Source organism: Leifsonia sp. 466MF (assembly GCF_900100265.1).
GTDB lineage: Bacteria > Actinomycetota > Actinomycetes > Actinomycetales > Microbacteriaceae > Leifsonia.
In genome coordinates this window covers 2,065,291-2,083,057 of record NZ_LT629696.1, presented here as the reverse complement: position 1 = coordinate 2,083,057, position 17,767 = coordinate 2,065,291, and the positions used below count along the sequence as shown (strand labels likewise).

Below are 17,767 nucleotides of genomic sequence, written 5' to 3'. Positions count from 1 at the left end.
CCCGGATGGCGTGCAGTTTTCGTGTACTCGACGGGGGAGTCGTGCGGCGCTCCGGCGCGGCGGCGGCGTGAACGTCCGGTAAATTCGCCTGCGTGTACTTGAAGAGTCTGACGCTCAAGGGCTTCAAGTCGTTCGCTCAGCCGACGACGTTCGCCTTCGAGCCGGGCGTCACCTGCGTCGTCGGCCCCAACGGGTCCGGCAAGTCGAACGTGGTCGACGCGCTCGCCTGGGTGATGGGCGAGCAGGGCGCCAAGACGCTTCGCGGCGGCAAGATGGAGGACGTCATCTTCGCCGGAACGGCGACGCGCGGTCCGCTCGGCCGTGCCGAGGTGCAGCTCACCATCGACAACGCCGACGGCGCGCTGCCGATCGAATACTCCGAGGTGACGATCTCGCGCACGCTGTTCCGCAACGGCGGCAGCGAGTACGCGATCAACGGGCAGTCCTGCCGCCTGCTGGATGTGCAGGAGCTGTTGAGCGACTCGGGTCTCGGCCGCGAGATGCACGTCATCGTCGGCCAGGGTCAGCTCGACGCCGTCCTGCACGCCAGCCCCGAGGACCGCCGCGGCTTCATCGAGGAGGCGGCCGGCATCCTGAAGCACCGTCGCCGCAAGGAGAAGACCCTCCGCAAGCTGGAGGCGATGCAGACCAACCTGACCCGTCTGAGCGACCTGGCGGGCGAGGTGCGCCGCCAGTTGAAGCCGCTCGGACACCAGGCGGAGATCGCGCGCGAGGCGCAGTCCATCGCGGCCGTCGTGCGGGATGCGCGGGCGCGTCTGCTCGCCGACGAGGTCGTCACGCTGCGCCGTACCCTCGACGACCACGGTCGCACCGAGTCCGAGCGCCACAGCGAGCAGATCGTGCTGCAGGAGCAGCTCGAGCAGAAGCAGCTGCGCCGCACGCGACTCGAGCAGGCGCTGGTGGGGGATGCGGTGGATTCGGCCCGCAGCACCGCCTTCGCCCTGGAGTCGGTGCAGGAACGCCTGCGCGGGCTGTTCACCCTCGCCAATCAGCGGGTCGCGTTGCTCGGCAGCCAGGGCGACGCGCCGGACGCGAACCCGAGCGTGACCCCGCAGAACGTGCAGGACGCCCGTGACGAGGTCGAGCGCCTGCGCGGTGTGGTCGTCGAGGCCGAGGCCGCGTGGACGGCCGCGCAGGCGGCGACGCGCAGCGCGCGATCGCGTCTGGACGCGGTGGACGAGGAGATCGCGGCGCAGAGCGCCCTGGTCTCGCGCCATGACCTGGAGATCTCGAAGCTGAACGGCCAGGCCGACGCGGCCGCGCAGCGGCTGGCGGCGGTGCGCGGTGAGGTGCTTCGTCAGCAGAACGCGCTGGATGCTGCAACCGAGCGCCGCGAGCGCGCCCGTGCCGAGTTCGCCGCCCGGGAGGCCGAGGCCGCGACGGCCGACGTCGGAGAGGGCGACCTCGACGAGGCGTACGAGCTGGCGCAGGCGACGGTGTTCGAGGCGGAGGGCGAGATCGAGCGGCTCCGCGAGGAGCTGCACACCCTGGAGCGCGAGCGCGACGCGCTTGCTGCCCGGGTCAGCGCCCTCTCGCTCGCACTGGACCAGAAGGACGGATCGTCGGCTCTCGTTGCCGCGCGCCTGCCCGGCGTACGCGGGCTCGTGGCGGAGTACATCCGCGTGCATCCCGGGTACGAGGCGGCCATCGCCGCGGCTCTCGGAACTCTCGCCGATGCCGTCCTCGCCGACGATCGGGACGCCGCCGTCGCCGCGGTGACGCACGCGGCCGCCGACGACCTCGGCCGGGTCGAGGTGGTCATCGCCGACGCGCCCGCCGCCGACGTCGACCTCAGCGGCGTCGCCGGCGTCGTTCCGGCCACAGGCGTGGTGGATGCGCCCGACGGTGTCCGCGGCATCCTCGCGTTCACGGCCATCGCCGACGACCTGGACTCCGCGCGGCGTGCCTTCGAGGCGTTCGGCGGCCGGGGGACCGGCGGCCCGATCACGATCATCACGACCACCGGCGACGTGCTCACCGAGCATGTGCTGCGCGGCGGGTCCGGCGCGAAGCAGAGCCGCATCGAGTTGATCGCCGACCGCGACGCCGCGCAGGAGCGGCTCACCGAGGTCACCTCGCTGATCGACCGGGCGAAGTTCGCCCTGGCCGAGCAGCGCGGTGTGCTGCAGGTCGCCAAGGAGCAGTCGCAGGCCGCGCTCGCGACCCTGCGCGAGTTCGACGCGAAGCTCGCGGCCCAGACCGAGCAGGTCAACCGGCTCAAGGTCCAGCTGGAGGCCTCCCAGGCCGAGTTCGACCGGCTCAGCCGGGCGCTCGAGCAGGCGGGAGAGCGGGTCGCCGAGGCGGAGCAGGCGGCGGAGAAGGCGAAGGCGGAGCTGGAGGCGGCGCGTTCGCGTCCCCGTCCCATCCTCGACGTCAGCGCCCGCGACGCGCTGTCGACCGAGCTCGACGCCGCACGCGAGGCCGAAGTCGAGGCACGCCTGGCGGTGGAGACCGCGAAGGAGCGCGTCCGGGCCGAGCAGGCGCGCGGCGAGGCGCTCGCCCGGCGGATGGAGGCCGAGCGCGCCGCCGCCGAGGAGGCCGCCCGGCGTGCGGTGATCCGTCGTCGCCAGCTGGATGCGGCCCAGAGCGTCATCGGCGCCCTCCCGGCCGTCCTGGCATCCGTCGACCGGTCCGTGGCGCAGGCGCGGCTGGAGCTCGCCACCGCTGAGGCGGAGCGTGCCAGCCGCAACGACGAGCTCGCGACCCTGCGTCGCGACGAGAACGCGGTGCGCGAGCGCCTGCAGGCCATCACGGAGTCGGTGCACGGCCTGGAGCTGCAGATCTACGAGAAGAAGCTGCACCTGTCGAGCCTGCTGGAGCGGGCGGGCAGCGAGCTGGGCCTTGTCGAGGATGTGCTGGTCGCCGAGTACGGGCCGGAGGTGCCGGTACCGGTGGACCGTGCGCGCGACGAGGAACGCGAGCCCGACGCCGAGGTCGAGACCGTCCCGTTCTCGCGCGAGCAGCAGCAGAAGCGGCTGGCCGCGGCGGAGCGCAAGCTGTCGCAGCTGGGCCGCGTCAACCCGCTCGCGCTGGAGGAGTTCGCCGCGCTGGAGCAGCGCCACAAGTTCCTCACCGAGCAGCTGACCGACCTCACGAACACCCGCAAGGACCTGCTGACGATCATCGAGGACATCGACGAGCGGATGCAGACCATCTTCGAGTCCGCGTTCGCCGACACCGAAGAGGCCTTCACGAAGGTCTTCCCGATCCTCTTCCCGGGCGGCCAGGGCAGCATCAGCCTGACCAATCCCGACGATCTGCTGACGACCGGCATCGAGGTCTCGGTGAAGCCCGCCGGCAAGAAGATCGAGCGGCTCTCGCTGCTCTCCGGCGGCGAGCGGTCGCTGGCGGCGGTCGCGCTGCTGATCGCGATCTTCAAGGCGCGACCGAGCCCGTTCTACATCATGGACGAGGTGGAGGCGGCGCTCGACGACGCCAACCTCGGCCGCCTGCTCACGATCTTCGAGGACCTCCGCGAGAGCAGCCAGCTGATCGTCATCACGCACCAGAAGCGCACCATGGAGATCGCGGACGCCTTGTACGGCGTCTCGATGCGCCAGGACGGCGTCTCGGCGGTGGTCGGCCAGCGCGTGGCGCAGGAGAAGGCGAGCTAGGGAGCGAGCAGCCGCGCGCTCAGGGCTCGATCGCGGCGAGCTTGTCGTCGAGCCCGGCCAGGAGCTCCTCCGCCCTCAGGTCGCACTCGGCGGCGAGGAGCGCGATACCGGCGACGGCCGACGCACTGAGTTGCTGCTCGTCGGCCTTGTCGCGCAGGTGGCGTGCCAGGAGCACCAGATCGCGATGGTCGCCGAGCGCGTCCTGGACCGCTTCCGCTGCCGCGGCGATCCGCACCGCCTCCCGGCCGAGGTCATCGACGACGGCCTCGGCCGCGTAGCGCAGGCGCCGTGCCGCCTTCCGCGTCTCGTGCCGCTGCTCCAGCGTCTGGCCGGAGCGCTTCCTCACGCGCCGCGCGGCCTTCGCGAGCCCCTTCCTGACCACCCGCCGCGGGTGCTTCCGTCCCGGCTTCGCCAGCGGAGGATCGGCGGCGAATTTCTGCAGATCGGCGAGAAGGGTCCGGTGGGCCCGGCCGTGCAGGTGCTGGAGCAGCCCTCCCAGCGCCCGCTCGTGCTCGGCGCGGGCCTCCGCTGCCAGCGCCTCCACCGCGTCCACGAGCTCGGGCGTCGACTCGGCGCCCAGCAGTCCGTCGAGGTCGCGCGCCCGCACCTCGGCGTCGCGCACTCGGCCGAGCCGCTCTCCGAGCCGTTTCAGGCGGGCGCGCATCGCCCGCTGCTGCTCCCGGTCGAACGCCGAACGGTACACGCTCAGGATGCTGCGCAGCCGCCGCACGCGTGTCCGCGCCTGATGCACCGCATCCTCTCCGCCGGTCTCGATCGCCACCAGCTGCTCGGCCAGCTCCGCCGAGACCCCCACGAGCGCGTACATGAGCACACCGTACAACCGCGGCTAGTCTGAGTGTCATGGCTGACCGCACCCCCTGGTCTCTGTCGGGCGCCCTCCGTGGGCTGTTCGCCAAGAAGACCATCGACGACGACACCTGGGACGACCTCGAGACGGCGCTCATCACGGCCGACTTCGGTCCGGACGTGACAGAGGCGGTCATCGACGACCTGCGCGCGAAGGTGGAGCGGTATCACACGACCGATCCGGCCGACCTGCAGCGGATGCTGCGCGAGACGATGGAGGAGCGGCTCTCGAAGCTCGACACCACGCTGAAGCTGAGCGACCGCCCGGCGATCGTGCTGGTCGTCGGCGTCAACGGCGTCGGCAAGACGACCACCATCGGCAAGTTCGCGAAGTTCCTGCGCACCTACGACCGCTCGGTTGTCGTCGGCGCGGCCGACACCTTCCGCGCCGCCGCCGTCGAGCAGCTGGCGACCTGGGCCGAGCGCGCGGGCGCCGAGATCGTCCGGCCGCAGCAGCAGGGGCAGGATCCGGCCTCCGTCGCCTTCCAGACCGTCGAGAAGGCCAAGCGCGACGGCACGGAGATCGTCATCATCGACACCGCGGGGCGCCTCCAGACCAAGGGCGGCCTCATGGACGAGCTCTCCAAGATCAAGCGCGTGGTCGAGAAGCAGGCGCCCATCGCCGAGGTGCTCCTCGTCCTCGACGCGACGACCGGGCAGAACGGGCTGGCGCAGGCGGAGGCGTTCCTGGAGCACGCCGGCGTGACCGGGCTGGTGCTCACGAAGCTCGACGGCTCCGCGAAGGGCGGGTTCGTGCTCGCCGTGCAGGAGCGCACCGGCATCCCGATCAAGCTCGTGGGGCAGGGCGAGGGGATCAACGACCTGACCGGCTTCACACCGCACGTCTTCGCACAGCAGCTGGTCGGATAGGGGAGCGTCATGGCGATCGAGCATGATTTCTTCGGCCTCATCGACGAGACGGCGAGCGGTGGACTCGCCTGGGACGACACCGTCGAGCTGGGCGACCAGACCGTCGACGTCGAGCTCCTGGCCGACGACGAGAGCGGCGTCCCCGAGTTCGCCCTCGACTCTGCTGCTGCGCTCATCCAGGCGCTCGAGGGCTTCGACGCGCGGGCCAGGGATGCGCTGGTCGCCGAGCTGAGTTCGCGGCAGTCCGCGACCTCCAGCTACATCGACGAGCACGTCGACAAGCTGGGGGACAGCCTTGTCGACCTGCTGGTCTACAACTCGGGTGACATCGCCATCGACGTGCTGCGCTCCCTGCAGCTGATGAGTGTGATCATCCAGGCCGACCACTCAGACGAGGACGAGGTGTTCGCGACGTTCGACTACTCCATCGCCCCGGACGAGTCGGATGCGCTGCTCACCGTCGCCTTCGACGTGCGGGGCGACGTGGTCTCGGTGGAGACGTCGGGCGACTGACTGACCCTCACGGCGCTTAGCCGACGTCGCCCGATAAGATATACGGATCATGGCTACTTTCGGCACGCTGTCCGACCGTCTTGCGGACACCTTCAAGAACCTGCGCACCAAGGGCAAGCTGTCGCCGGCGGACGTCGACGGCACCGTGCGCGAGATCCGTCGCGCCCTGCTCGACGCCGACGTGGCGCTCCCGGTGGTCAAGGACTTCACCTCGAAGGTGCGCGAGCGCGCGCTGAGCGACGAGGTCAACAAGGCTCTCAACCCGGCCCAGCAGGTCGTGCAGATCGTCAACGAGGAGCTCGTCGCCATCCTGGGCGGCCAGCAGCGCCGGCTGCAGTTCGCGAAGCGGCCCCCGACGGTCATCATGCTCGCCGGCCTCCAGGGCGCCGGTAAGACGACGCTCGCGGGCAAGCTCGGCAAGTGGCTGGTGAAGGACGGGCACACGCCGCTCCTGGTCGCCGCCGACCTCCAGCGCCCGAACGCCGTGACCCAGCTCCAGATCGTCGGCGAGCAGGCGGGTGTCCCGGTGTTCGCGCCAGAGCCCGGCAACGGCGTCGGCAACCCGGTGAAGGTCGCCAAGGACGCCCTCAAGTTCGCGGAGACCAAGCAGTACGACACGGTGGTCATCGACACCGCCGGCCGTCTCGGCGTCGACGCCGAGCTGATGAAGCAGGCGGCCGACATCCGCAAGGCGACCGACCCCGACGAGGTGCTGTTCGTCATCGACGCGATGATCGGTCAGGACGCCGTCGCGACCGCGAAGGCGTTCCAGGACGGCGTCGACTTCACCGGCGTCGTGCTCTCCAAGCTCGACGGCGACGCCCGAGGCGGTGCCGCACTCTCGGTTGCCTCGGTCACCGGCCGTCCGATCATCTTCGCCTCGACGGGGGAGAACCTCGACGACTTCGAGCCGTTCCACCCGGACCGCATGGCGTCGCGCATCCTCGACCTCGGCGACATCCTCACCCTCATCGAGCAGGCCCAGCAGGCCTTCGACGAGGAGGAGGCGCGCAAGGTCGCCGAGAAGTTCGCGACCGACAGCTTCACCCTCGACGACTTCCTCAAGCAGATGCAGCAGCTGCGCAACATGGGGTCGATCAAGAAGATGATGGGGATGCTGCCCGGCGCCGGCCAGATGAAGCAGCAGCTCGACCAGTTCGACGAGCGCGAGATCGTCCGGACGGAGGCCATCATCCAGTCGATGACGACGGCCGAGCGCACGAACCCGAAGCTGCTCAACGGATCCCGCCGCCTGCGCATCGCGAAGGGCTCGGGCACGACGGTCACCGAGGTCAACCAGCTGGTCAGCCGCTTCGAGCAGGCCGCCAAGATGATGAAGACCGTCGCGAAGGGCGGCGTTCCGAACGTCCCCGGCATGGGCCCCATCCCCGGTGCCTCGTACGCCGGCCGCAAGCAGCAGAAGAACAAGAAGAAGGGCTCCCGTTCGGGCAACCCGGCCAAGCGCGCGGCGGAGAACGCCGCGCTGGCCACCGGCGTCAAGACGGCCGGTGCGCCGAGTGGCAGCGGGTTCGGGCTCGGTGGTGGCGCTGCAGCACCTCAGGGGGCGCCCGCGGGCGGGCCGTCCGAGGAGGAGCTGGCCGCTCTGCAGAAGTTCCTGGGTCGCTGACCCGGGGCTCGCTGCACGCTACAGCGCCAGGTTGAGCGGCTGGAGCTTCGACTCGATGGTCTGCGCCACGACCTTCTGACCGGCCGCGTTCGGGTGGATGCCGTCCGCCTGGAGCAGCTCCGGGTGCCCGACGAGCGGGAAGCCGATGTCGAGCCAGGTGCCGTCGACGCCGCGCACCGCGTCCCCGACGATGTCGTCGACGCGGGTCATGGTCGCGGGCGGCTGGTCGGAGCCCCAGATGCCGGTGATGCCGACGATCGTGGCGTCCGGGAAGCGCTCGCGCAGCTCTCGCAGCATCCGGTCGGCGTTTGCGGTCACCGCGGCCGGGTCCTGCTCGCGGTCGTTGCGTGTGGCGGCGAGGAGGATCACCTGCGGGTGGAGGCGGAGCGCCGCATCCACCTGCTGGCGGTAGGTCGTGCCGTTCCATCCCGGCTTGACGAAGCCGGAGCCGGACACCGCGAGGTCCGTCAGCTGCCAGCCGTGCGCCTCCGAGACGAGAGCGGGCCACGCCTGATCGGCCGTCACGCCCTTGCCGAAGGCGATCGAGTCGCCGATCGCGACGGCGTCGACGATGCCGGAGGCATCCCGTCCGGCGCTGCCGGCGTCCGGGGCGGCGACGGCGGTCGCCTGAGCGGCGACGGGGTGTGCGGCCGGCGCGGATGCGCAGCCGGCGAGGGCGAGAAGTGCCACCGTCAGGGCCGCGGGCGCGAGCAGGGGGAGCCGGGTGCTCAGCGGGCGCGAGCGGCGTCGGGTGAGGGTGCGCACGGGTGCGAGGCTAAACGGTCCAACCTGCGAGAACGCTGTGTCTCACTTCTCGGCGTGTCGCGCCGGTGGTACCCGAGGCCAAGTCACCCGATCACGAGGCGGCGAGAGATGGCCGCCGAGATGGTCGACGCCAGCAGCCGCTGGCCCTCCACGGTGGGGTGGACATGGTCCGCCAGCACGAGGTCGGGGCGCCCGGCGAACGGCTGGCCCACTTCGATCCACGACCCGCCGACCCCGAGAACGGCGGCCTTCACGGTGGAGGAGATCAGCGCGATTTGAGCAGGGGCCGCGTCCGATCCCCAGATGGCCCCGACACCGATGATGCGCGCCTCGGGGAGGGCGCTGCGCAGGCGCTCCAGTGCGGCGGTCGCGGCCGTGCGCAGGGAGGCGGTCGAGGCGAACAGGTCGTTGCGGGTCGCGGCGACGATCACCACGTCCGGACGCAGCCGGATCGTCGCGCTGACCTGGTCGTCGAACGTGTGCGTGTTGAGCCCTTTGACGGTGAAACCGGCGGCGCTCTCTCCGAAGTCGGTGAGCGTCCATCCCAGACGATCGGCCACCAGGAGCGGCCAGGCGTCCTCGGCCGGCACGCCGTTGCCGATCGCGATCGAGTCGCCGATGGCCACGGCCGTGACCTGCGCCGGAGTGGACGTGGGGGAGGCTGTCGGACTCTCCGTTCGAGAGGCGGGCTGCGCCGGTGCCATGCAGCCGACCAGCGATGCGGCCACGAGGGCGGCGGCAAGGAGGGTGAGGAGAGAACGTCGGGCCGTCACGCGTTACAGGATAAACAGGCGGGCTTGGAAGGCTCTCACAGGCTCAGTTTCGCGGCGACGACCGCCGCGATCGCCTGCTGGCCGGGGAGGGTGGGATGCTCGTCGTCGTCCTGCACCAGTCCGGCCTTGCCGCGATAGGGCTGCCCGAGGTCGAGCCACGTGCCACCGGCGTCGAGGACCGCCTGTCGCAGCGCCGCGTCGCCGCCGGCGAGCTCCTCGTCGCTCGCCTGGCCGCTGAGGGCGTTGAACCCGGCGATCCGCGCATCCGGCAGGGCTGCCGCGAGACGGTCGACCGTCGAGCGGATGGCCGTGCTCAGCTGGTCGGGGTCCGTACCGAGGTCGTTGTCGGACGCGCCGATGAGGACGAGGTCCGGCTGGGCGGCGATCGCCGCATCCACCTGGGCGGAGAAGTCATGACCGTCGGACCCCTGGGCCACGAAGCCGGCACCGGGCACGCTGAGGTTGTCGAGCCGCCAGTCATGGTCGGAGGCCACCAGCGCCGGCCACGCCTCGGAGGGGTCGAGCCCGAGGCCGGACTCGATCGAGTCGCCGATCACCGCGACGTGCTCTGCCGTGGCTGCGGACGATGTGGCGGCGGACTGCTTCCCCAGAGCGGCGTTCGAGGCCGCGTTGGCCGACGCGCAGCCCGAGAGGGCGGTGAGCGCCAGCAGGGCGGCCGTCATCGCGGTGGCCGCTGCCGCGAGGGGGCGTCGGGCGAGCATGACAAACACCGTACGCCCGGAGGCTATGGATGGGCTTTGGCGGATCGGTGGATCGGCTCGGGGCCCGTTCGCTGATCGATCAGCGGGCGAGGCCGTTGCGCAGCTCGTGCGTCAGCGAGCTGACCACTGCCTGCAGGCTGCCGCCGTTCTGCTCCGCGACGGCGAGCTGCCGCTGGTAGCTGGCGCCCGTGTCCAGGATGGTGAGGACCGTCGCCAGCTCGTCGACGCATCCCAGTCGCTCGGCCTCCGGCTGGAGGTCGTCCACCAGGTCGCGGAGGTCGTCGGAGACGAGCCGCTCGCTGCCGTCCGGCGCCTGGATGATCTCGGCGTCGAGGCCGTACCGTGCGGCGCGCCATTTGTTCTCGCGGACGAACCAGGGCTGCAGCGTGACCGGCTCGACGCCCGCGTCCAGCTGTCCCGACATCCGGTCGGTCAGACAGTGGATGAGCGCGGAGACGGCTCCGACCTCGTCGGGGGTGGAGAGGCCGTCGCAGGCGCGCATCTCGACCGTTCCCCACTTCGGCGACGGGCGGATGTCCCAGCGCACCTCGGAGTGGTCCTCCACGACGCCCGTCGTGACCAGGTCCTGGACGTAGGCCTCGTAGTTGGCCCAGGTGCCGAATTGCCAGGGCAGCCCGGCAGTGGGCAGCTGCTGGAACATGAGCGCGCGGTTGGAGGCGTAGCCGGTGCGGGCGCCCGCCCAGAACGGGCTGGACGCGCTGAGCGCCTGCAGATGCGGGTAATAGGTCAGCAGGCCGTTGACGATCGGCAGGGCCTTGTCGACCGAGTCGATGCCGACGTGCACGTGCACACCCCAGATCATCATCTGCCGCCCCCACCACTGGGTGCGGTCGAGCAGCCGGTCGTACCGTTCGTTCGGCGTCACCTTCTGGTCGAACCATTGGGCGAAGGGATGCGTCCCCGCGCACATCAGTTCGACGCCGAGCGGGTCGGTGACGCCCCGGACCAGGCCGATGAGCTCCTGCAGATCGGTGATCGCCGCCGGCACCGTGCGGTGGACGCGGCTGACCAGCTCCACCGTGTTCATCAGCAGCTCATGGGTGATCTGGGGATGCTCCCGGCCGTCGGGCGTGCCCAGTTCGCGCAGCACGTCGTCGGCGATCTGGACCAGGTCGCCCGTCGAGCCGTCGACGAGGGCGATCTCCCACTCGATGCCGACGGTGGAGCGCTCGGACTCCGAGAAATCGATCTGCATGCGGTCGTTCCATCCGTCCGATTGTTCAAAGCAGCGCAGTATCTGACAGAATAGCTAGTTGAGTTCGACGTACCCGACCCTCTATCCGGTGCGGCGGACGAACATAGACCTCCTGCCGCGTGTGCCCCCACGCCCACGGCAGTCAGTTCGATACAACTCATCCACTCACACAGGAGAATCGTGGCTGTCAAAATCCGTCTGAAGCGCCTGGGCAAGATCCGCGCTCCGTATTACCGCATCGTCGTCGCCGACTCGCGCACCAAGCGCGATGGTCGCGTGATCGAGGAGATCGGTCTGTACCACCCGACCGAGGAGCCCTCGCGCATCGAGGTCGACTCCGAGCGTGCGCAGTACTGGCTCGGCGTCGGCGCCCAGCCGACCGAGCAGGTCACCGCGCTGCTCAAGCTCACCGGCGACTGGGGTCGCTTCAAGGGCGACAAGAACGCCGTGAGCACCGTCAAGGTCGCCGAGGGCAAGGCCGAGTTCGTCGCCGACGAGAAGAAGAAGCCGGTCCTCAAGCCCAAGGCTGAGAAGCCGGCCGAGGTCGCCGCCGAGGCGGAGGCCGTCGTCGAGGCCGAGGTCGAGCGCGAGGAGGCCGACGAGGCCAACGTCGTCGCCGAGGCCGAGGCCATCGCTGACGACGCGTCCGACGAGAAGGCCTGACGTCTTGCTCGCACCCGCGCTCACGCACCTGGTCAAGGGGATCGTCGATCACCCTGACGACGTCCACGTCGTGGCCAAGAGCTCTCCGCGTGGCGAGGTCCTCGAGGTTCGTGTGAACCCCGAGGACCTCGGCCGGGTGATCGGCCGGTCCGGCCGCACGGCGAAGGCTCTCCGCACGCTCGTTGCCGCGCTGGCCGATGGCCGGCGCGTCCGTGTCGACGTCGTCGACGACTGAGGTGGCGGACCACAAACTGCCTCGCAAGGAGGTCGCCCCCCGGCCCGGTCAGACCGAGCTGCGCGTCGGGCGCCTCACGAAGGCGCACGGCCTCAAGGGCGCCATCAAGCTGGAGCTCTACACGGACGAACCGGAGAAGCGGTTCGTCCCGGGGGCGGTGTTCACCCTGCAGGTGCCCACCGCGTCCAAGTGGCACGGCAAGACGCTCGAACTCCGCGAACTCCGCTGGTACAACGGCCACCCGGTCGGGTTCTTCGCCGGCGTCGACGACCGCACGGAGGCCGAGACGCTGATCAAGGCGATCCTCTGGGTCAGCCAGGACGCCACGCAGCTCCCCGACGAGGAGGACGCCTGGTACGACCACCAGCTGGTCGGCCTGGACGCGGTGCGCGACGGCGTGACGGTCGGACGCGTGGCTCGCGTCGACCATCTGCCCGCGCAGGACCTGCTGGCGATCGCGACGGCCGGCGGCGAAGTGCTCGTGCCGTTCGTGAAGGCGATCGTCCCGGAGGTCGATATCGCCGCCGGGACCGTCACGTTGACTCCGCCCGCCGGGCTCTTCGAGGAGCTGCCGGACGACGAGCCGGAGGGCGACGACGAGCCGGAGGGCGACGCCGAGTCGGAGGCGGACTCGGAAGGCGAACCCGCCGCGCCTGCGTCCGACGACTGATCCACGACCCGAAGAGGGCGACCCGAACGGGTCGCCCTCTTCCTTTTGGCACCGGGTCGTGGACAGAATGCGGCATGACCGCGTACGTGATCGACGCTCCCGCAGCCGTCCGGCTGGCCGAATGCGGGTGGAGTGGATCGGAGGCGCTGCTGGCGCCGACTCTGCTGCGGTCGCAGACCTTGTCGCTCCTGCACGCGGACGTGCGCTCAGGGCGGCGTGAACCGGCGGAAGCCCGAACCCTGCTCGCGGCCGTCGACCGGCTTCCTGTGCGCTTGCTCGGTGACCGTGTGCTGCGGCGCAACGCCTGGCTGGTCGCGGACGAGCTGGGCTGGGCGCAGACGGAGGCCGCGGAGTATGTCGCGCTGACCCGATTGCACGGCGATGCCCTGGTGAGCGGCGATCCGCGGATCTATGCGGGAGCTGATGCACTCGTCCGGCTCGTGCCGGTCACCGACCTCGTCGGCTGACGGTCAGGAGACGATCGCGAGTCCGCGTCCGCGCAGCGAGCGCGCATCGGCGCCCAAAGCGGCCACCAGGCGGTCATGGGTTCCGACGACGTGTTCATGGATGCGTGCAGCAGCCTCGTCCGCCTGACGCGCAGCGACCAGGGCGAGGATCTCCCGGTGCTCGCTCGCGGCGTCCTCGTCGCGGGCGACCAGCCACCGCGCGCGGGCCAGGCGGGTCATGGCATCGGCGACCGCATCCGCGAAGAACGGGTTGCCCGAGAGGGCGGCGAGTCGGACATGGAACTCGGTGCCGGTCCGCACGGCGCCGTCAGGGGAGTGGTCCTCCGCCCACCCGTCCAGGTGCTCGCGCAGGGTGGCGATCGCGGCGTCCGTTGCGCGCGCGCAGCTGAGCCGGACGGCGGCGGTCTCGACCGCATCCCGGAACTCGCTCAGTCTGGCGATCTCGCCGAGGTCGATGGGCGTGACCTGCCAGCCGCGCCCCTCCCGGCCCACCAGTCCTTCGGACTCCAGCCGCATGAGCGCCGACCGCAGGGGAGTGCGAGAGGCGCCGAGCTCCCCCTCGAGGCCGCGCTCGGTGAGGCGCGAGCCGGGCACGCGGTCGAGGTCGAGAATCTCGGCGCGGAGACGGTCGTAGACGCGGGAGGCCTCGGCGACGGGCAGCTGCTCGGACATCAGACTCCTTTGGTATACCGGCTTGGTATACCGTTAGGGTATACCCATGTTCGCCCGAACCGTGCGCCGTCCCCGTCCGTGGCTCATGCTGGCCTTCGGCGTCCTCGCCCAGGCGAGCTCGACCGTCTTCGTCTCCACGCCGGCGTTCCTCATCCCGCTGCTGCACACCGAGCGCGGGCTGAGCCTGGCGCAGGCGGGTCTGCTCGCGTCCGCTCCCACTCTGGGCCTCGTGCTCACCCTGATCGCGTGGGGAGCGCTGAGCGACCGGATCGGCGAGCGCTGGGTCATCGCGTCGGGGCTCGCCCTCACCGCACTGGCGGCCGTCGCCGCGATGTTCGTCGACTCGTACGTCGCGCTCGGCGCGCTGTTCCTGGTCGGAGGGATGGCGTCCGCCAGCCCCAACGCGGCGAGCGGGCGCGTGGTCATCGGCTGGTTCCCGAAAGAGCGGCGCGGGCTCGCGATGGGCATCCGCCAGATGTGCCAGCCGCTCGGCGTGGCGATCGCCGCGGTCAGCGTGCCGCTGCTCGCGGCCAACGGCGGGATCGCCGCCGCGCTGATCGTGCCGGCCGTCCTCTGCGGCGTGTCCGCGGTGCTCTGCGCGATCGGGATCGTCGACCCGCCGCGGCCACCGCGGAAGGCCGCCGAGGGGGAGGACGCCCATCCTCAGGCCGTGTGGCGGCCGTACCGCGAGACGTCGCTGCTGTGGCGCATCCACGCCGTCTCCATGCTGCTCGTCGTCCCGCAGTTCACCGTCTCCACCTTCGGGCTGGTCTGGCTCGTGTCGCAGCTGCACTTCTCGTCGCTGGCCGCGGGCATCGTCATCGGGGTGAGCCAGTTCGCCGGCGCCATCGGCCGCATCGGGGTCGGCGTGCTAAGCGATCGGGTCGGCAGTCACCTGCGACCGCTGCGGTGGGTCAGTGTGTGCGCCGTCGCGGTCATGCTGCTGATGGCGGCGGCCTCAGCCCTCGGGTCTGTGGCGGCCGCCGTCATCCTCATCGTCGCGGCGATCGTCACGGTCGCCGACAACGGCCTGGCCTACACGTCGGTCGCCGAGATCGCCGGGCCCTTCTGGTCGGGGCGTGCCCTCGGGGCGCAGAACACCGGCCAGTTCCTCGCCGCATCGGTCGTCGGACCGGCCGTCGGGGCGCTGATCGGCTGGGTCGGGTATCCCGTCGCCTTCGCGGTCGTCGCGCTGTGCCCTGCGGTGGCGACGCCGCTCGTCCCGCGAGACCGCGAGCTGGCGGTCGTCCCGGCCTAGCGCCGGCGCCCTTCTAGACTTTCCCCATGCGCATCGACATCGTCACGATCTTCCCGACCTTCTTCGATGTGCTCGACATCTCCCTGCTCGGCAAGGCCCGGCAGTCCGGCCTCATCGAGCTCGGCGTCCACGACCTGCGTGACTACACGCACGACCGCCACCGGACGGTCGACGACACCCCGTACGGCGGGGGAGCGGGGATGGTCATGAAGCCGGAGCCGTGGGGCGAGGCGCTCGACGGCATCCTGGACGGCGCATCCGACCCCGTCGTGATCTTCCCGTCGCCCGCAGGCGAGGTCTTCACCCAGGCGATCGCGCGCGAACTGGCCCAGGAGCAGCACATCGTGTTCGGCTGCGGACGCTACGAGGGGATCGACCAGCGCGTCTTCGACGACACGGCTGCTCGCGCCCGGGTGCGGCTGATGAGCATCGGCGACTACGTGCTCAACGGCGGCGAGGTCGCGACGATGGCGATGATCGAGGCGGTCGGCCGGCTCATCCCGGGCGTCGTCGGCAACCCCGAGAGCCTCGTCGAGGAGTCGCACGAGGACGGCCTGCTCGAGTACCCCAGCTACACCAAGCCCGCCGTCTGGCGCGGCCGGGAGGTGCCTCCCGTGCTGCTCTCCGGCAACCACGGGGCCGTCGACGCGTGGCGTCGCGAGCAGCAGCTCGAGCGCACGCGCGCCGTCCGCCCCGACCTCCTCCCGTAACCCCTCCGCCCACCGTCGAGTACGCACAAATTGCACGCTCGCAATGTGATTCGCGTGCAGTCTTCGTGTACTCGACGGTGGGGTCAGGGGGCGGTGAGGACGAGGGGGCCGTCGTCGGTGATAGCGACGGTGTGCTCGGAGTGCGCGCCGCGGGAGCCGTCGGCGCTGCGGAGCGTCCAGCCGTCTCGGTCGGTGTAGATCTCGTCGGTCGTCTCCAGGAACCACGGCTCGATCGCGACGACGAGGCCCGGGCGCAGGGGATAGCCGCGGCCGGCGCGCCCGTCGTTCGAGATGTGCGGGTCGCCGTGCATCGTCCGGCCGACGCCGTGGCCGCCGAACTGCGTGTTGATCGAGTAGCCCTCCGCGTGAGCGACGGCGGCGATGGCAGCGGAGATGTCGCCGATCCTGCCGCCGGGCTGTGCCGCTTCGATGCCCGCCGTGAGCGCGCGGCGGGTGGTGTCGATCAGACGGAGGTCCTCGTCCCGCGGCGTGCCGACGACCAGGCTCACGGCCGAGTCGGCGACCCAGCCGTCCACGCTCGCGGCGAAGTCCAGGGTCAGCAGGTCGCCGTCCTGCAACCGGTAGTCGTGCGGGAGGCCGTGCAGCACGGCATCGTTGACGGAGGTGCAGATCACCTTGCCGAACGGGCTCGCCCCGAACGACGGATGGTAGTCGATGTAACAGGACTCGGCACCGCGGCGACGGATGAGGTCGTGCGCGAGCGCATCCAGCTCCAGCAGATTCACGCCGACGTGGGCAGCCGCAGCCGTCTGCGCGAGCACATCGGCGACGAAGCGGCCGGCCGGCCGCATCTGCTCGATCTCGGCGGGCGTCCTCAGCTCGATCACGGTGGCTCCTCTCGGTGTCGTACCCCACCAGTCTCGCAGGTGGGCGTCCGGCAAACGCGCAGCCGCAGCACAGCCGGCCCCGGCTACGCTGGGCGCGTGATCATCCGCAAGGCGTTCTACTGGTGGCTCTTCCCGTCCGCCGTGGTGCTCCCGGCGTGGCTGCTGGTCGGCTGGGCCGCCTTCAGCCAGGGGAGCGGCTGGTCGTTCCTCGGCCTCCTGCTGCTCTGCCCCATCCTGTTCGTCGCGATGCTGGTCGTGGGCGGCATCGTGATGGCCCGGCGCAGCGTACGCGAGAGTCGCGCGGTCTCCTGGTACGACGTCGGCCTGTTCGGCGCCTGGCATCTGGCGATCATCGCGTTCGGGTTCTTCCCGGCCGGGTTGACCGGCTGGCTGGCCGTGCTGGGCATCCTGCTGTTCATCGCCATCTTCTGGGTGGTGCTGTGGGAGCTCCTGACCGAGACGCGCGCTCGTGTCGCCATGACGTTCGAGGCCTACCAGCGTGCCGCCCAGCCCCGCGAGGTCCCGCCGCCACCCGGTGAGTCGGTCGACGGAGGCGAGTACATCGTCATCGAGGAGCGCCGCGACCGCGAGTGACGACCCGCGCGTCGGGTGTGCTGTTTCGGCATCCGATTCCGTGCGCTTTGGCAAACAGGTGCCGCGCATGGCACAATTGACCCTTGTGCCGCGGCCAGGCTCTGCCACGGGGGAGCCAGCACTTCTCGCGGACACCCACTTACCGAACCCAGACGGCCGACACTCCTGATCGGAGCCGGCCCCGAGTCCGTTCCCGACCTGTGGCGGGTACAGAGAGCGAACATCCATGCACATCCTCGACCAGCTCGACGCCGCGTCCCTCAAGCAGGACATCCCCGAGTTCCGCGCCGGCGACACCGTCAAGGTGCACGTGAACATCATCGAGGGCAACCGCTCTCGCGTCCAGGTCTTCCAGGGCGTCGTCATCGGCCGCTCCGGCGAGGGCGTCCGCGAGACCTTCACGGTCCGCAAGATCAGCTTCCAGGTGGGTGTCGAGCGCACCTTCCCAGTCCACTCCCCGGTCATCGACAAGATCGAGGTCGTCACCCGCGGTGACGTCCGTCGCGCGAAGCTCTACTACCTGCGCGAGCTCCGCGGCAAGAAGGCGAAGATCAAGGAGAAGCGCGAGAACTGATCTCCGCGCCCCAAGCGTCGAGAGCCCCCGAATCCTGTATGGATCCGGGGGTTCTGTCGTTTCCGGAGCTGCTGACCGCGTCGTGTAC

Annotated in this window: 19 protein-coding genes; 12 read left to right on the top strand and 7 right to left on the bottom strand. The window is 70.6% G+C overall.

Annotated features, from left to right (window positions below; all coding sequences use genetic code 11):
- Positions 1-92: 92 nt before the first annotated feature.
- A complete protein-coding gene (smc, locus tag BLR91_RS09940) occupies positions 93-3,635 on the top strand; it encodes a chromosome segregation protein SMC (RefSeq protein ID WP_089875463.1) in 3,543 nt (1,180 codons plus the stop codon).
- Positions 3,636-3,654: 19 nt separating this feature from the next.
- On the opposite strand, the gene BLR91_RS09935 is transcribed toward smc, so the two are convergent.
- Positions 3,655-4,461 carry a CHAD domain-containing protein gene (locus BLR91_RS09935; RefSeq protein WP_231918877.1) on the bottom strand — a complete coding sequence of 269 codons (807 nt, stop codon included), beginning with the start codon at positions 4,459-4,461 and terminating at the stop codon, positions 3,655-3,657.
- Between the two features lie 35 nt (positions 4,462-4,496).
- Between BLR91_RS09935 and ftsY the strand changes: the two genes are divergently transcribed.
- From ftsY to ffh, 3 genes are read left to right on the top strand one after another with little or no spacing between them, the layout of a single operon-like run.
- The gene (ftsY, locus tag BLR91_RS09930; RefSeq protein ID WP_018190678.1) at positions 4,497-5,372 is read left to right on the top strand and encodes a signal recognition particle-docking protein FtsY; all 876 of its coding nucleotides are present in this window, start codon (positions 4,497-4,499) and stop codon (positions 5,370-5,372) included.
- Between the two features lie 9 nt (positions 5,373-5,381).
- Complete coding sequence (locus BLR91_RS09925) at positions 5,382-5,885, top strand: DUF2004 domain-containing protein (protein WP_018190679.1); 504 nt, start codon at positions 5,382-5,384, stop codon at positions 5,883-5,885.
- Between the two features lie 49 nt (positions 5,886-5,934).
- A complete protein-coding gene (gene ffh, locus BLR91_RS09920; protein WP_089875465.1) occupies positions 5,935-7,512 on the top strand; it encodes a signal recognition particle protein in 1,578 nt (525 codons plus the stop codon).
- Positions 7,513-7,530: 18 nt separating this feature from the next.
- Here the strand turns inward: ffh and BLR91_RS09915 are convergent, their stop codons facing one another.
- From BLR91_RS09915 to BLR91_RS09900, 4 genes are all read right to left on the bottom strand, one after another.
- Positions 7,531-8,277 carry an SGNH/GDSL hydrolase family protein gene (locus BLR91_RS09915; RefSeq protein ID WP_018190681.1) on the bottom strand — a complete coding sequence of 249 codons (747 nt, stop codon included), beginning with the start codon at positions 8,275-8,277 and terminating at the stop codon, positions 7,531-7,533.
- An 83-nt stretch (positions 8,278-8,360) separates the two neighbouring features.
- Positions 8,361-9,050 (bottom strand): SGNH/GDSL hydrolase family protein, encoded by a 690-nt coding sequence (locus BLR91_RS09910; RefSeq protein WP_231918876.1) that lies wholly within the window; start codon positions 9,048-9,050, stop codon positions 8,361-8,363.
- A gap of 35 nt (positions 9,051-9,085) precedes the next feature.
- A complete protein-coding gene (locus BLR91_RS09905; RefSeq protein WP_089875467.1) occupies positions 9,086-9,772 on the bottom strand; it encodes an SGNH/GDSL hydrolase family protein in 687 nt (228 codons plus the stop codon).
- 79 nt (positions 9,773-9,851) lie between these two features.
- A complete protein-coding gene (locus BLR91_RS09900) occupies positions 9,852-10,988 on the bottom strand; it encodes a glutamate--cysteine ligase (RefSeq protein WP_089875468.1) in 1,137 nt (378 codons plus the stop codon).
- Between the two features lie 180 nt (positions 10,989-11,168).
- Between BLR91_RS09900 and rpsP the strand changes: the two genes are divergently transcribed.
- The 4 genes from rpsP (at position 11,169) to BLR91_RS09880 (ending at position 13,023) form a co-directional block, all read left to right on the top strand.
- Complete coding sequence (rpsP, locus tag BLR91_RS09895; RefSeq protein ID WP_018190685.1) at positions 11,169-11,651, top strand: 30S ribosomal protein S16; 483 nt, start codon at positions 11,169-11,171, stop codon at positions 11,649-11,651.
- A 4-nt stretch (positions 11,652-11,655) separates the two neighbouring features.
- Positions 11,656-11,886 carry an RNA-binding protein gene (locus BLR91_RS09890; RefSeq protein ID WP_018190686.1) on the top strand — a complete coding sequence of 77 codons (231 nt, stop codon included), beginning with the start codon at positions 11,656-11,658 and terminating at the stop codon, positions 11,884-11,886.
- On the top strand, positions 11,849-12,556 hold the full coding sequence (gene rimM, locus BLR91_RS09885; protein ID WP_231918875.1) for a ribosome maturation factor RimM: 708 nt from the start codon (positions 11,849-11,851) through the stop codon (positions 12,554-12,556). Before BLR91_RS09890 ends, rimM begins: the two co-directional genes overlap by 38 nt.
- A 74-nt stretch (positions 12,557-12,630) precedes the next feature.
- Positions 12,631-13,023 (top strand): hypothetical protein, encoded by a 393-nt coding sequence (locus BLR91_RS09880; RefSeq protein ID WP_089875469.1) that lies wholly within the window; start codon positions 12,631-12,633, stop codon positions 13,021-13,023.
- A gap of 3 nt (positions 13,024-13,026) precedes the next feature.
- On the opposite strand, the gene BLR91_RS09875 is transcribed toward BLR91_RS09880, so the two are convergent.
- Positions 13,027-13,695 (bottom strand): GntR family transcriptional regulator, encoded by a 669-nt coding sequence (locus BLR91_RS09875; RefSeq protein WP_089875470.1) that lies wholly within the window; start codon positions 13,693-13,695, stop codon positions 13,027-13,029.
- 46 nt (positions 13,696-13,741) lie between these two features.
- On the opposite strand from BLR91_RS09875, the gene BLR91_RS09870 reads away from it, so the two are divergent.
- Both BLR91_RS09870 and trmD read left to right on the top strand, forming a co-directional pair.
- On the top strand, positions 13,742-14,953 hold the full coding sequence (locus BLR91_RS09870; protein WP_089875471.1) for an MFS transporter: 1,212 nt from the start codon (positions 13,742-13,744) through the stop codon (positions 14,951-14,953).
- A gap of 26 nt (positions 14,954-14,979) precedes the next feature.
- Positions 14,980-15,663 carry a tRNA (guanosine(37)-N1)-methyltransferase TrmD gene (gene trmD / locus BLR91_RS09865; RefSeq protein ID WP_089875472.1) on the top strand — a complete coding sequence of 228 codons (684 nt, stop codon included), beginning with the start codon at positions 14,980-14,982 and terminating at the stop codon, positions 15,661-15,663.
- Between the two features lie 83 nt (positions 15,664-15,746).
- Here trmD and map read toward each other — a convergent pair whose 3' ends face one another.
- Entirely contained in the window at positions 15,747-16,511 is a 765-nt protein-coding gene (gene map / locus BLR91_RS09860; RefSeq protein ID WP_089875473.1) for a type I methionyl aminopeptidase, read from the bottom strand.
- A gap of 96 nt (positions 16,512-16,607) precedes the next feature.
- On the opposite strand from map, the gene BLR91_RS09855 reads away from it, so the two are divergent.
- Both BLR91_RS09855 and rplS read left to right on the top strand, forming a co-directional pair.
- A complete protein-coding gene (locus BLR91_RS09855; RefSeq protein WP_089875474.1) occupies positions 16,608-17,105 on the top strand; it encodes a hypothetical protein in 498 nt (165 codons plus the stop codon).
- Positions 17,106-17,331: 226 nt separating this feature from the next.
- A complete protein-coding gene (gene rplS / locus BLR91_RS09850) occupies positions 17,332-17,679 on the top strand; it encodes a 50S ribosomal protein L19 (protein WP_018190694.1) in 348 nt (115 codons plus the stop codon).
- The last annotated feature ends 88 nt before the right edge of the window (positions 17,680-17,767 follow it).

Excerpts from the sequence above, each read along its gene's own strand:
- BLR91_RS09935 (WP_231918877.1), bottom strand. The coding sequence starts at position 4,461 with ATGTACGCGCTCGTGGGGGTCTCGGCGGAGCTGGCCGAGCAGCTGGTG.
- ftsY (WP_018190678.1), top strand. The coding sequence starts at position 4,497 with ATGGCTGACCGCACCCCCTGGTCTCTGTCGGGCGCCCTCCGTGGGCTG.
- BLR91_RS09925 (WP_018190679.1), top strand. The coding sequence starts at position 5,382 with ATGGCGATCGAGCATGATTTCTTCGGCCTCATCGACGAGACGGCGAGC.
- ffh (WP_089875465.1), top strand. The coding sequence starts at position 5,935 with ATGGCTACTTTCGGCACGCTGTCCGACCGTCTTGCGGACACCTTCAAG.
- BLR91_RS09905 (WP_089875467.1), bottom strand. The coding sequence starts at position 9,772 with ATGCTCGCCCGACGCCCCCTCGCGGCAGCGGCCACCGCGATGACGGCC.
- BLR91_RS09900 (WP_089875468.1), bottom strand. The coding sequence starts at position 10,988 with ATGCAGATCGATTTCTCGGAGTCCGAGCGCTCCACCGTCGGCATCGAG.
- rimM (WP_231918875.1), top strand. The coding sequence starts at position 11,849 with ATGGCCGGCGCGTCCGTGTCGACGTCGTCGACGACTGAGGTGGCGGAC.
- BLR91_RS09880 (WP_089875469.1), top strand. The coding sequence starts at position 12,631 with ATGACCGCGTACGTGATCGACGCTCCCGCAGCCGTCCGGCTGGCCGAA.
- BLR91_RS09875 (WP_089875470.1), bottom strand. The coding sequence starts at position 13,695 with ATGTCCGAGCAGCTGCCCGTCGCCGAGGCCTCCCGCGTCTACGACCGT.
- BLR91_RS09870 (WP_089875471.1), top strand. The coding sequence starts at position 13,742 with ATGTTCGCCCGAACCGTGCGCCGTCCCCGTCCGTGGCTCATGCTGGCC.
- trmD (WP_089875472.1), top strand. The coding sequence starts at position 14,980 with ATGCGCATCGACATCGTCACGATCTTCCCGACCTTCTTCGATGTGCTC.
- rplS (WP_018190694.1), top strand. The coding sequence starts at position 17,332 with ATGCACATCCTCGACCAGCTCGACGCCGCGTCCCTCAAGCAGGACATC.